This window comes from Paenibacillus sp. G2S3 (assembly GCF_030123105.1).
Lineage (GTDB): Bacteria > Bacillota > Bacilli > Paenibacillales > Paenibacillaceae > Paenibacillus_AQ.
The window spans coordinates 2,072,806-2,085,625 of the sequence record NZ_CP126095.1; the positions used below are offsets into that span (position 1 = coordinate 2,072,806).

Annotated in this window: 15 protein-coding genes; 3 read left to right on the top strand and 12 right to left on the bottom strand. The window is 46.4% G+C overall.

Annotation, left to right across the window (positions count from 1 at the left end):
* Positions 1 to 14: 14 nt before the first annotated feature.
* Genes QNH28_RS08925 through QNH28_RS08950 form a run of 6 tightly spaced genes read right to left on the bottom strand, consistent with a single transcriptional unit; the run spans position 15 to position 6,710 of the window.
* Positions 15 to 1,145: a YheC/YheD family endospore coat-associated protein gene (locus QNH28_RS08925; protein WP_283911050.1), complete on the bottom strand. Its 1,131-nt coding sequence runs from the start codon at positions 1,143 to 1,145 to the stop codon at positions 15 to 17.
* Positions 1,127 to 1,645 (bottom strand): GNAT family N-acetyltransferase, encoded by a 519-nt coding sequence (locus QNH28_RS08930; RefSeq protein ID WP_076283330.1) that lies wholly within the window; start codon positions 1,643 to 1,645, stop codon positions 1,127 to 1,129. Before QNH28_RS08930 ends, QNH28_RS08925 begins: the two co-directional genes overlap by 19 nt.
* Before the next feature lie 25 nt (positions 1,646 to 1,670).
* Positions 1,671 to 2,783 (bottom strand): YheC/YheD family endospore coat-associated protein, encoded by a 1,113-nt coding sequence (locus QNH28_RS08935; protein WP_283911051.1) that lies wholly within the window; start codon positions 2,781 to 2,783, stop codon positions 1,671 to 1,673.
* Positions 2,780 to 4,153: a YheC/YheD family endospore coat-associated protein gene (locus tag QNH28_RS08940; RefSeq protein ID WP_283911052.1), complete on the bottom strand. Its 1,374-nt coding sequence runs from the start codon at positions 4,151 to 4,153 to the stop codon at positions 2,780 to 2,782. The genes QNH28_RS08935 and QNH28_RS08940 overlap by 4 nt, the downstream gene beginning before the upstream one ends.
* Positions 4,154 to 5,332 carry a YheC/YheD family endospore coat-associated protein gene (locus QNH28_RS08945; protein ID WP_283911053.1) on the bottom strand — a complete coding sequence of 393 codons (1,179 nt, stop codon included), beginning with the start codon at positions 5,330 to 5,332 and terminating at the stop codon, positions 4,154 to 4,156. It abuts the gene before it with no gap.
* Positions 5,333 to 5,342: 10 nt separating this feature from the next.
* Complete coding sequence (locus QNH28_RS08950; RefSeq protein WP_283911054.1) at positions 5,343 to 6,710, bottom strand: YheC/YheD family endospore coat-associated protein; 1,368 nt, start codon at positions 6,708 to 6,710, stop codon at positions 5,343 to 5,345.
* Between the two features lie 267 nt (positions 6,711 to 6,977).
* Between QNH28_RS08950 and QNH28_RS08955 the strand changes: the two genes are divergently transcribed.
* Entirely contained in the window at positions 6,978 to 7,316 is a 339-nt protein-coding gene (locus tag QNH28_RS08955; RefSeq protein WP_042186485.1) for a YlbF/YmcA family competence regulator, read from the top strand.
* 126 nt (positions 7,317 to 7,442) lie between these two features.
* On the opposite strand, the gene QNH28_RS08960 is transcribed toward QNH28_RS08955, so the two are convergent.
* Positions 7,443 to 8,018 carry an LURP-one-related family protein gene (locus QNH28_RS08960; protein WP_283911055.1) on the bottom strand — a complete coding sequence of 192 codons (576 nt, stop codon included), beginning with the start codon at positions 8,016 to 8,018 and terminating at the stop codon, positions 7,443 to 7,445.
* Positions 8,019 to 8,211: 193 nt separating this feature from the next.
* Between QNH28_RS08960 and QNH28_RS08965 the strand changes: the two genes are divergently transcribed.
* Complete coding sequence (locus tag QNH28_RS08965) at positions 8,212 to 8,496, top strand: hypothetical protein (protein ID WP_042186490.1); 285 nt, start codon at positions 8,212 to 8,214, stop codon at positions 8,494 to 8,496.
* Positions 8,497 to 8,656: 160 nt separating this feature from the next.
* Here QNH28_RS08965 and QNH28_RS08970 read toward each other — a convergent pair whose 3' ends face one another.
* Together QNH28_RS08970 and QNH28_RS08975 are read right to left on the bottom strand one after the other, a co-directional pair.
* On the bottom strand, positions 8,657 to 8,797 hold the full coding sequence (locus QNH28_RS08970; protein WP_283911056.1) for a hypothetical protein: 141 nt from the start codon (positions 8,795 to 8,797) through the stop codon (positions 8,657 to 8,659).
* Between the two features lie 95 nt (positions 8,798 to 8,892).
* Positions 8,893 to 9,726, bottom strand: a complete 834-nt coding sequence (locus QNH28_RS08975) for a YhfM domain-containing protein (RefSeq protein WP_283911057.1) — start codon at positions 9,724 to 9,726, stop codon at positions 8,893 to 8,895.
* Positions 9,727 to 9,900: 174 nt separating this feature from the next.
* On the opposite strand from QNH28_RS08975, the gene QNH28_RS08980 reads away from it, so the two are divergent.
* Entirely contained in the window at positions 9,901 to 11,235 is a 1,335-nt protein-coding gene (locus QNH28_RS08980; protein ID WP_283911058.1) for a DRTGG domain-containing protein, read from the top strand.
* A gap of 95 nt (positions 11,236 to 11,330) precedes the next feature.
* On the opposite strand, the gene QNH28_RS08985 is transcribed toward QNH28_RS08980, so the two are convergent.
* The 3 genes from QNH28_RS08985 to QNH28_RS08995 form a co-directional block, all read right to left on the bottom strand.
* Entirely contained in the window at positions 11,331 to 11,651 is a 321-nt protein-coding gene (locus QNH28_RS08985; protein WP_283911059.1) for a YtpI family protein, read from the bottom strand.
* Positions 11,652 to 11,738: 87 nt separating this feature from the next.
* Positions 11,739 to 12,245 (bottom strand): sporulation membrane protein YtrI, encoded by a 507-nt coding sequence (locus QNH28_RS08990; protein WP_283911060.1) that lies wholly within the window; start codon positions 12,243 to 12,245, stop codon positions 11,739 to 11,741.
* 5 nt (positions 12,246 to 12,250) lie between these two features.
* Entirely contained in the window at positions 12,251 to 12,574 is a 324-nt protein-coding gene (locus QNH28_RS08995) for a YtrH family sporulation protein (RefSeq protein ID WP_042186502.1), read from the bottom strand.
* Between the last annotated feature and the right edge of the window lie 246 nt (positions 12,575 to 12,820).

The window sequence follows — 12,820 nt, forward strand, 5'->3', positions numbered from 1 at the left end:
TGCTTTTGTGTCTTTTATTCCTCAGTTGTCTTAGCTGAGGTGGGAGCACCCTTGTTATTATATAGCCATAACGCATATTCCAAAGGGCGCACTAGTGCTTTGCGATAGGTGTTGCCGTCCCCTGATCGGGCGAACACTTCACGGGCAGGCTTTGGATTAACCTCCAGCACATAGATTCTTCCTTCTCGATCAATGGCAAGATCCAGTGCAAGTTCACATAAGGCTCCGAAACTTTCTTCCAGGAAGGCAGCGGCATCAAGTCCTAACCTTTCGGCAGTTCTCATGACCTTATCGGTCTTATCTTGACTACCTAGCCATTCCTTCAGCAGCGTTTCCGCTCGAACGGCGTGCCCACCGCCATGAAGATTGGAGGTTACGCTTCGGGCCGCACCAACCCTTGCCGCCATGCCTGTTAGTTCCCAGACACCTTGCCCATTCTTTTGAACGAGCATGCGATAATCATGGAAACGTCCGCCAGGCAGGCGTAGTGGAATCCCCTGTTGGACGAGGAAACGTCCACCAATACACCATTGTCGCACGATGGACTCCAATCGGGAGGCAGAGACTTTGCGGGGGGGAATAATCCGGCGATCCTGGCGGCGACCCTGAATATCAAATCCCCCTTTACTGTCCTTTACCCGCTCAATTCTAAGGATACCGCGTCCACCTGTTCCGTTTGCTGGCTTGATATAGAGTACCGGGCTCTGTTTTAACATGCGGTGCAGATCCGCAGAGGAGTGATACAGTAATGTTTCCGGCATATGCGGCCGGAAGCGGCTCTTTTGTGAAAATGTTTGGTGAATGGTCCATTTATTGCGCAGTGGACGATTCAGAAACAGCAAATGTTTATAACGTTCACGGAAACGAAGCAACTGTTGAAAGCGTGCGCTGCGCTGGATACGGCAACGGTCGTAAATCATGTTCGGGAAGGAACGCCATTTGCGTGACCATTTCCCGCTCTTGGGATCAAAGACAAGGGCATGGATCTGCTCTTTGCTGGGATGGACATCCATAGGGGTAAACACAAAAACATCCAAGCCGATTCGATTGCCCTCAATGATCATTCTCCGGTACACGGCCTTTTCTTCAAGCTGCTTGGCTTCATTTATATACAAAGTAAGAATGCCTAAGACGGGCTCTGGCACAGGAGTTCACCTTCTTGTGGAGAGTTTGTAGTACTGACGGTATTCTGTGGTGACCGGATCAATAAAGTTGGCTTGCCAGTAGGGCCACTAGTAAGCGCCACTGCGGCAAGACCAACATTGAAACACATTTTCAGACTGGCTGTATTATCGCTGGCAACACTGCATTCCAGACGGCCTAAACGCTTTAACTGGGCGGCCATAAGGGCGGTGCCGGTATGCCTATTTCGGTATAAGGGATGTACGGCAACGAGACAAGCCTCTTCACCGAAACCGGATACGAAGCTTACTCCTGCTAGCTGGCGCCCATTCTGACCGCGTACGGTGGCGACAAGCAGCGAGACACCCGGCTCTGACAACTGTTCTGGAGTTAATCGGGCCATTACCTTGCAAGCCTGGTTTGTAATCCGACGCTCCCCATGCTCTCTTATAAACTCAAGCAGTCCGGTTAGCCGCGATTTCCACTTTTTAGCATCAGTGTCGTAGATAGAGGATATCTGCATGCTGTGTCACATCCTTTAATGAATTTTACTTGGAATGGCGTGCTAAGTGCTGGCCATATTGAAAGATTCGTTCCAAGGAAAGCTTGCGAATCGCAGGTTCATCAAATTTCATCGGCCGGGAGTTTGCCTCAAAGAACCAGAGTCCTCCATTCTCATCTACACCGAGATCCATGGACATCTCCCCGAGCATAGAATCAGAGGCTCTTTCAATTTGTCTGGCGATTAACAGAGCAGTTGTAGGTACGTTTTTTAGGATGGAGGCTGCTCTTTCGATTCCAAATGTGCTTTCCAGCATGCTGGAAGGCTCCTCAATAGTGCCGCCGCGAGGTACATGCGTGGTGATGCTGCGGGCACCAGCCAGACGCGCACCTATGCCGGTCATGGCCCAGCCTCCTCTACCGTTTTTCTGCAGAAGGACACGTAAATCAAATGGTCGTCCTCGGTGAGTCGCCAGCTCAATAGCCTGCTGTACGATATAGCGCGAGGTTCCCTTTTCTTTTCCGATCCGTGCCCAGAGGCGGTCTATGGAGGCAGCTTTGTAGGTTACATTTTTTTTGCCGCTTTGAATTTGGAGTCGATAGGGCAAGGTGGTATCTGCACGATATTTTAAACGCATGATTCCTTTACCTGCTTTGCCACTCTCCGGCTTAAGGTAGAGGCTAGTGTGATTATTTAGCATAGCGGTAAGCGTATTTGCGCTACGTAGACGTCTGGTTTTTGGAACATGCTTCGAGGTGGCGTGTGAGCCTTTCAGCCATTCGAACAGATTCCATTTATTGAAAAAATATGGATTATAAAGCTTAATGCCTGGATGCTCCAGGCATTGAGCTATTTTGCTTACGACAGCAGGTTTCTCCTCATCCTCACGGGTAGGAATTCGGTTATAGATGATTTGTGGAAGAGGTACAGGAATGCTGTACCACACTTTTCCGCTGGATGATGGGACATAACCGTTCACCATCCGTTCCTCAAGCTTCAAGTCACGGACGGTGACGACGTAGACAAGAAATCCCATTTCCTTGCCTGTGCGAATGATGTCCCGGAAGTTATTGCGGTTGCCATTAAATTTCCTTATTTTGTCACTGGTTGTCAGTATGGCAATAACGGGTTTTGTTTCATCCGGAATATGGGTGTTCACATCTCATCCCTCCTGCGGAATTTGCTGAGGTATAGACAATGCTCCAGAATGTGCTCGATGGAAGCTTTGCCCTCAGCGCGCAGGGAGGGATGACGGAAGATGGAACGTCCTGGTTTGGCGTTGGCCTCGAACATCCAGATGTCTTCATCCTGATCAATTCCGAGATCAAAGCCAATTTCACCGAGCAAATGACGATGCTGGATTTCTAAGGATTCTGCCAGTTTAACGGCGGTACTCTTTGCACGCTGCAATACTTCATCTGCTCTGGCGCCGAATACACGACCGAGCGCCTGTTGTGGTGTAAGCAAAGCCCCACCGTTTTTGAGGTGAGTGGTGACACTGCCTCGGCCGGCTTTTTTAGCGCCAATACCGACTACAATCCATTGATTACTACCGTTTTTATGCATATGGAATCGGAAATCAATGGGGCAGCCATCAATTTCAATCAAACGTATTCCTTGTTGGACTACATAATTTTGCAGACCTTGACCGTGCCGCGAACGAAGCATCCGCATAAGGCTTTCAAAGGTGGTGAAGCGCAGAAGTACGTTTTTTCCACCCTTGCGGTAGCGGGCAAAATACCCTTTTTTAGGCAGATAGGTAAGTCGGTAAATCCCGTGACCCAGACTGCCCGCGGAAGGCTTGTAGTATACAAAATGATGGTGATCCAGCATTTCTCTCATTTTTTCGGTAGAAGGATTGCTGTGTGTTTCAGGGACATAACGGCTTGCAGCTCCGTCATTCTCTAGTAACCGATAGATATCGGCTTTATTGAAAAAGCTCCAGTTGAAGTAAGGGATTTTCTTGCGCATAAAACGTTCGCGTAGCTGATTGATATAAGGTGAAGTCTCCGCTCTCCGACTGGGTAGCCGATTGTAGACAACATCCGGTAGAGGAACCATTTTGCGTTCGAATTTGCCGCCTGCGGTTAAGAAATAACCATAGACCTGCTCCTGTTGCCAGTTAATATCACGAGGCATAAAGGCAAATATATAACATTTGTTACTACCTTCCCGCAGTAATTGCTTTATAAAGCCAGTGCGAGAACCGAAGGGCTGAGCTGAAGATGCTGGCCCATCGGACAATACACCGACTAAAGGTCCGAGCTGTACTTCGTCGTTTTGAAGGTTGCGTAAATAGATACCACCAGATTTCGGAACCTTGATAGCACTCTTTACGCCAGTAGCGAGGAATAGATGATTTCCGGCGCGCTTGATGGGCTTGATCATGGTCGGGATGGCATCTTTACCGAGTCTTAAACGTATGTTCTTCTTCCCGGTTAATTTCAAGCTTTTCATCAGTGCACCTGATACATATACAACTCTTTGGGGCTGCTTAGTGAAATGCACATTGCAAAAAGTGAGACTCATTTATGAATCCTCCTTAGGAACCATTGTTATCATTCTCCCGTTTATAACGGAGCTGTCCGTAGATAGGGATGGTATCCGTCGCTGTTTGAGTAGCAGATGGCGCGCATAAGACAGTGGATTCTCGGCGGCGAGCTTAGCAGCCCGGCGGTCGCCCGTCAGCCGGAATACCGTGCGCCCTGGCTTGGAATTTGCTTCTAGTAAATGAATCCGACCGCTCGAATCAATACCGAAATCTAGGCCGAGTTCTCCAAGCCTACCGCATGCAGCCTCCAGAAGAGGAGGCAAGTATGCAGCTTCTGTAGCAAGCTCCTGCATGATGTCTTTTCCGTCCTGACCATATTCTGCAAGCAAAAAGGGCAAGGTAGGAACCGCAGTTCCACCGCCATGCAGGTTCGAAGTCAGTGAACCATGATTACCCAGCCGAACGGCCATGCCAGTAAGATCCCAGCGACCGAGGCCATTCTTTTGCATCAATACACGCACATCGAACGGTTGCCCCTTACGATTAGTTAGATGCAGATAAGGCTGTATAATATAGCGGCGTGTGCCGATAAATTCATGAATCCAGTTCAGTCCTTCATCCTGCGAGCTGAATACGTATTGAAAGGGTGTATTTGCCCCATCGCGCCCTCGTACTCTTATGCCTCCTCCAGAGCGTCTGTTCTGCAGTATGGCATGCAATGTACGTTTGCCATGAGAGCCTGCTTTGGGTTTTAGGAAGACCCCATATTCTCTTTCAGCGAGCATATTGCTTAACTTGCGTGTACCAGTATAGAGTGCAGTTTCCGGCAGTAAAATAGCTGCTCTTTGGCTGCGCTTCAAGATTTCGTATACGCCCCATTTATCAGGTAAACCTCGTGACCAAGGTAGTGAGCGGTGAAGGAAAGAGAGAGCAGACGAAGCTTCTTTTCTTTCTTTCGGATTATTGTAAAAACAACGATTATAAATGATATCTGGTGGCGTAGTGGTCGTATTGTGCCAGCTTCCATCTTTCCATGTATAACCGGTTATGGATGACCCGTCTGCCGCTACTCCGTCCGGATGAAATACGAGGACATTAAGGTTATATCGCGGAGCTGCACGGCATAAATGACTGCAAAATTCTGGCTCGGCAATCGGAGGATTCCCGTGGCGACGGCCCGTCATAATGCCGAGGAACCCCATAGCTGTTTCAGTCATTGTGTCCTCCTTATAAACCGGCCAAATAGCGGCAATACAGAATCATTTGCTTGACGGACGGTCTGATTTTTTGATCGTTTAGCGGTGTATTATCGTTCTTGGAAGGTTTGGAGTTAACCTCCAAGAGCCATATTCGTCCGGATTGATCCAGTGCCAGATCGATTCCGAGCTCTCCGAAATGAGCAGGGATAAAGGTTTCTACTCCTCTTGCAATGGCAAGTGCTGCTCTTGGAAGCTGAAGCTGTACGCTATCCTTGGTACCTGGAGGAAGGCTGCTCTTGCTAACGGCTTCACGCACAGTACTAAGACTGCCACCTCTTGCTAGATTGGAAACGAAATGATTGCTTCCAGCGGTGCGAGCGACGATGGAGGTAACGCCCCATTTTCCGGTACCATTCTTCTGTACAAGTGCTCGAAAATCTACAGGACGCTTACCGAGCTCCATCAAGGGCAATCCTTGTTGAATCTGGTAGCGCGTTGTCTTCATCTTGGGAGCAATGGACTGGTACAGTTTAGCTAATGTCGGGTAGCTTTGCTTGCGTGTACCTATAGAGGTAGTAGATAACAAACGGTATCCTCCGCCTTCATCTTTGGAGATTCGGAGAATGCCTTTGCCGAGACTGCCTCGTACAGGCTTTAGAAACACGCTTGGATATTGGCTACACATTTTCTTTACAACAGCAAAACCGTTTAAGGCATGCGATTCCGGTAAATACCGCTTCAATGAAGGGTCTTGCGCTAAAGCTTCAAATACTTCTGTCTTGTCAAGAAATTTTTCGTTGAAGAAATGCGTTCCATACCGTGATTTTACATCCGCCAAAAAATGCTGTACGCTAGGTTTATTCTCCACCTTTCGCGTCGTTAGCCGATTGTTGATTACATCGGCGATGGGCAGACTCATTTTCCTCCAACCCTCGTTGTATACCCAGCCCTGGATGGAAGAGCTGCTTGTTTCCAGCGCTTCCGGGGTAAAGAAATATACATAGGCGCCTTGTGAGTGGCAGGCATTTGTTAATTCTCGACAGAACATGGTAATGGGTCCAAACAGCCTGTCGAGATTATCTGGATGGTCACGACTGACGAGTACACCGATCAACGGTCCAAGCCGCAAGGTACGACTTACGGAGCTGTATGAGGCGTTGAGGGTTTGCCGATGTTTCCATCCGGTCCGCCGCGCCAGTCCTTCGCTTACACGCAGGCTGTCGGATTTGGGAGCCGGGATAATGGTAACCTCCTGCCGGAAAGAGCCGAAAGCCAGCTGGAGCGTTCCGTGAGCCGGGATTTTGAGTCTTTTCATGGATCGTTCGCCAAGCATTATAGCGTTTTCCTGCAGGATGCCCGAGTGGACCGTATGGACCGGGATCTTGAATTGGGACATCGTGGATCTCCTTCCGGTAGGCAGCATGATGCCGGCAATTTGGTAGCTAAGGGTTACATATCATTCATCATATGGAGACATATGACCCTTGGTGATTGACCTACTCTTTAAAAACCTTGCCGCATCATTTCAAAAGTCTGGCCCAAGAAGCGAAACAAGCATGGGATGAATCAATATTTGGAAACTTAAGCAGCGCTTTCGAAGGGATTTTTTGTACGAAGTAAACCTAGGAAGCATATGCTCACAAAACTTTTAGGAGGAATCATAATGAGTATTCACGACAAAGCACATGAACTGGCGAAAGCCATTAAAGAAAGTACTGAGGTAGCGGATATCACCAACGCGATGAAACTGGTAGAAACAGATCCTGAAGCCAAAGCGATGCTCGATAACTTCCGCAATGGCCAATTGGAGCTTCAACAACGGATGATGAGCGGAGACATGCCTCCACAGGAAGAAATGGAAAAGATGGAGAAATTATTCGAGGTGCTTAACATGAATCTTGGGATTCGCCGTCTGTTCGATGCGGAACGCCGTCTAAGTGTTGTAATCGAAGATGTTAACAAAATCATTACCGAGAGCTTGTCGCAATTGTACGGCGAATAAACGCTTTTAGTAAGCGAGTATTTACTTGAAAAGTTTCATCAGTGCAATCTAAATAGGGTGTTCCCGAAGCCGTTTGGCATTGGGAACACCCTCTTTTTGATGACAACCTTAAGTTTAAGCTCATAACTAATCTTGTTTACCTTCAACTGCACAGAGAAGAATACCGGCAGCCAGACCTAGGCGGCGATCAAGCATTCCTTTTGGATCGTCGGAGAAGTCAGCGATGATTTTTGTAACGAATGGGTTGAAGTTCTGTTTGAAAGCTGGAATCGTTGTATCATCCATCTCGATATTGTATTTTTGAGGGATAATAGAAATGAAGCGGCGGAGTATAGCCATCGCGGTGCTGTCTTCCTTGATTTTTCCGATTTCCTGATCATGGCGATCAAGAATCGTCCATTCATCTTTCAAAATAGATTTGAGTCCCTTACGGCGCAGTGCACCGATGTGCTCGCCAGTCTCCGTATCATGCACATCATAAGTAGCGCTAAAGTCGATGGCACTGCGGGCTTTTATACGTAGAAGCTCCTTTTGCATAGACTCATCTGTGTACAGTGCAATATCCTCTTTCAGCTTAAATGCTTTCATTTGCGAATAGAGTACAAGCTGCTCCGAGCTATCATAAATATGAAGTTTCGCACCCATGATCGAAAATACCTTTTTTCGAATTATGTATTCGGTATGAGTATATGCTGTATTCAATTCCAAATCGCCCCCTAAATGAAATTATCATCTCATATATAAGCTTTGCTAGCTAGATAAATGCGTACTATTATATATATTTTTTTGAATAGAAGTATATTTTTTATGGACTTGTCTCATATTACGGGCTTCATGTTCATAGAGTAGAGATATAGATTCAATCGAATATCTTGTCTACGAGGAGCTGTTAGTTATGAGAAAAAGAAACAAGTTTAAACATGGTGTCTATCTGTTGCTGGCGTTGGCCATGCTTTTGTATGCTCTGCCGAAGTTATCGCTTGCGAATGGACCTAGCTGGGTATTTGGTTTTGGAGTCGTCTGGTCACTTTTTGCCTTTATGGTCATTGCAGCACATCTGCATTTTATTATTGGCGTTGATGAGGAGAAGACTAAGCGTTTGGAAGCTGTGCGAAAAGCAAAATTGGAACAATGGCAGTCCAAATGGAAAGAAGAAACTAGAGTTACACAAAGATCATAGAATTGGGGCTGCTTTCTTAAGTAACTAGATTTGATATTCCCGGAAAAAGCGCCGAACTGGTGCGAAGAGGGGTATAAATGCCCTAGATTCACGAAAAAGCCCACTAGCTAAAGCCAGTGGGCTTTAAAAATGCCCCCGCGAAGCTGCAGGGGTATTAAAGTTATCTTCCACCTGTAAAAGGATTGATCTCATCCGAGAGATCTTTTCCCGCTTTCTTTTCTTCTGCAGATATCCGTTTACCAAGAGCCACGTAGTACCACACCGCAGGAACGAGAAACGCGAGTATAAAAAGAAATTGCATAAGGTCATCCCCTTTCACCTCTACAGCATAACATATTTTTCCTTTTTTTCAGGGACTATTCTCTATTTGTCTACCCAGTTTGTCTAACAAACGGATTACTTTTTTCTAACCGAGCACTCTACTTCAAATACATAACTGGCGCTCCCCTGAGGCCATCTTGCTTGGATAATATACAGATATTTTCCGCTACCTGCTGCGAGTTGAAAACTGTTATTTTCTACGGAAAGAGCTTCGTCCCGTCGTTCCTCACCAGGAAATGAAGCTATAACCTCTATCTCCTTGGGTGCAGATGAGAATTTGAGTTCTACCTGATCACGGCTGATGGCTTTGGGAAGTACCTTCTGTTTGGAAACCAATTGATCGTAAGAAGCCATATCTACACAGACGCCTTTGCCATTGTCATTCCAGCAATAAGAGCCTTGAATGGCATCGAATTGCTCATCTCCAACAGCAACTTGAACGCTTGGGGGCTGTAGGTCGGTAGCCTCTGCCGGATTATTTTTATCTTCTTTAATAGTCGATTGAAACAAGTCCAACAGGTCTTTTTTGCTGATATCTGACAGACGATAGTGGCCCATTTGTCCCGATTTAATGAGTAACCCATCGTTACTTCCGGCGATCCAAAAAGAGAACTCATAACTTATGCCGTCCTTCATGTTTACTGTGGTTCTGTAATCGCTTGGAGCAATATCTAGTTGTCCTTTATCATATTCAGCAGTAGTTATGGCTTGAACGAAACGTTCCAAGGATGATGCTTCAGAAATAGTCGTCACCGGCTGGTCTTTTTCTATTAAGTTAATAGAAAGTATATTTTGTGCATCCAGCTCTATTTGACTTGTTTGTTTTACTTCGGTTCTCATATTTCCACAGCCGACCAGTCCTATCAAAAGCAAAGTAATGGTAAATAGTAATAAAGCGATCTTTTTCATATATGCGCTCCTTTACACTTTCTTTAACTCTCAGACTATAAAAAAGAGGAAAAGGTTGCTAAATAACGGGCAGTTAAATTCGAATTCGCTGCCCATGAATCGGTTGTACTGTGCCATTCTCTCCGTGTATAATGAGTACAGTATAGTACAGATCGGAGTACGGGGGTGTAACAGTTGGAAGGTCAAGGCGATGCAATTACTAAACACGAGCAACTGCTGCAGCATATTGAAAGTCTTAAGGTAGGCTCCAAAATATCTGTTCGTAAGCTTGCAAAAGAAATGTTGGTCAGTGAGGGAACGGCGTATCGTGCCGTTAAGGAAGCTGAGAATCTTGGGATTGTCATTACGAAGGAACGGATTGGTACAGTACGTGTAGAAAAGAAGCCTCGTAACATTTCTGAACAGCTGACGTTTGGTGACGTGGTTGATATAGTGGAAGGTCATGTTCTCGGCGGGGCTAGCGGACTGAGTAAACATCTACATAAATATGTAATCGGGGCGATGAAGGTCGACGCGATGATTCGTTATATAGACGCAGACAGTCTGCTCATTGTGGGTAACCGCGATGATGTTCACTCCTTGGCGCTAGAGCAGGGTGCCGGAGTTCTGGTTACAGGTGGCTTCGGGACGAGCCGTGAAGTGAAGGCGTTAGCGGACGAGTTGGACCTCCCCATCATTTCATCAAGACATGACACGTTTACCGTGGCATCAATGATTAACCGAGCTATTTTTGATAGATTGATTAAGAAAAAAATCATGCTGGTAGAGGATATAGTAGACAGCAAGCCGCGTCTGAATACGTTAAAAATTTCAAGCACCGTCGGTGAGCTACGGCAGATTTCCGAGGACACCGGAGAGCAGCGTTTCCCCGTTACGGATGAATGGAATCGAGTGATTGGTATTATCGGCCGACGCGAAGTGGAGGACCTGCCGGAAGGGCAAAGTATTGAAAAGGCAATGGTCCGGAGCCCGGTTACTGCTTCTTTGCATACCTCGCTAGCCTCAGCCGCGCAAATTATGATGTGGGAGGGTGTCGATTTCCTACCCATTGTAGATCGAAACCGCAAATTGGTGGGCTCTCTGACTCGTAAAGAAGTGCTGCAAAGTTTGCGAGATGTACGTAACACGCCACAGCTTGGAGAGACCTTCGATCATCTCATCTGGAACGGTTTTGCGGATGAGCGGGATGAAGAGGGACGATTGTTTTTTCACGGCTTTATTACGCCTCAGATGGCCACAGACCTTGGTACCATTTCTGAAGGTGTATTGTCTACGCTAATGACGCTCTCTGCGTTTAAGGCAGCTAAGGATATTACAGGAAATGACTATGTATTAGATAATATGTCCACCTATTTTATTCGGCCGGTACAGATCGAACACGCGATTATTGTAATGCCGAGACTGCTCGAGATTAGTCGCCGTACATGTAAGCTTGAAATAGAGATCAGCTATTCGGATACCTTGGTAGCGAAAGCTGTCCTAATGCTGCAATCCATTGATCACGGCTAAGAGATAACGAAGCATAAACATGCTAAATAGACTGCCCTCAACGGTGATAGAGAGGGTAGTCTATTTTATTCATATAATCCTATCAGGGGTATAGACTAGGCTTTTGACTGATGTTGTTCCTGGCTTCGGCTACGGTTGTAATAACTATAACTACGTAGTCCTGAGAAGATGTTGAATATACCGATCAGAAGAAAGACAGCTTCAACAATGATATTAATGGTGGAGCCGCGAAACAGAAACATGGAAATCAGGGAGAGCGTTACGAGCATTGCGCCTAGCATTACATTCATGACGGAGCGTTTTAGCCCCTTAGCTTGGGGATTTAAGGCACGGCGAGAGGATAAGCTGAACACAGCGGCACCGATTACAAAGATCACCAGCAGGACAAACAATAAGTACTTGATAAATAAAACCATGGACAGCCAGCTCCTTTATCATGTCGTGCAAAAGCCTTGAAGTAATTTCCACTTTTGTCTGTCCATTATTGTATCACACGATTGTTGTTAGTTGCGCTTAAAAGGACTGATTTCCACCCAGATTTGCAGAACGCCTTCCATGACGAGCATCGTCCGGATTTTGACAGAGTATTCCTTATCTCGCACAATGTAAAGTTTGCCATCCAGCAGCAGCCTAACCAGTTTACTGTCTGTGTCAATATCGAACATGCTGCGGCCACGCATAGGCTCCAGATCTGATCGTATTTCACTAAGTATTAATTTTAAAGTTACGGGGTCAACTGAGGGTGAGCCTTCTGCTTGGGCTTTGCTTTCCTCTGATCGAATTTTGATTTCTCTGATTACCGTAGAGGTATTATTGTATTTTTTGAGTGTTTTAATATCCTCTTGATATTGCTCGATCTGTGCACGCAGGTCTGCATTATTCAGCCATAACACGTTGAATCCAACATGGTATATAGCGTTGTATATGACGGCTCCTACGACGATCCCCAGCATGAATATAGCGGAAATTTGGGTGAATCTACGAAAACGACTGAATGGTGGAACTCTCATTGGCGTTACCCCCTGCCGCACACCCATTTTACTAGCTCGCTGCCCATATGAGCTCCGAGAAAAGCGAAGGCAATATACATGATTTGCTTGATGGCGGGGGAGAGGTTGCCTCCAATCACATTGCTTTCAATGACCCGTAGAGGGTCCATAGTACCTCCAACAGCGGCGGCAAGTGCCCATATTTTAATCCGGTCTGCTACATCTAGCATCGTTTGCGTCGGTGGTTGCAGGGATACTACAGCACCGATTCCGCCGACCATAGCTCCGCCAAGTACGATGCCAAAGGCGATAAAGAAATCGAGGATCGCTTTGCTCATAAAAATGCTCATAAAGGCCCCTTCCCGGACGAGGCATCTATAATCGTTGCCTGTCCATGTGCTCTTAATCCATTCTATGGGCGGGTCCCCCTTTAATATGATAAAATAGTTTCATCTTATATTGCGAGTTCAAAAAGTACGGTTTTCAGCACCGAGAAGATTGAAAGAAGGTAGAAAATGAGGAGCGGAGCGTAGTGGAAGCTACGTGAGCACCGGAAGTTTCGCCTGAATTCAATATTCGATGTCGAGTAAGCTTCT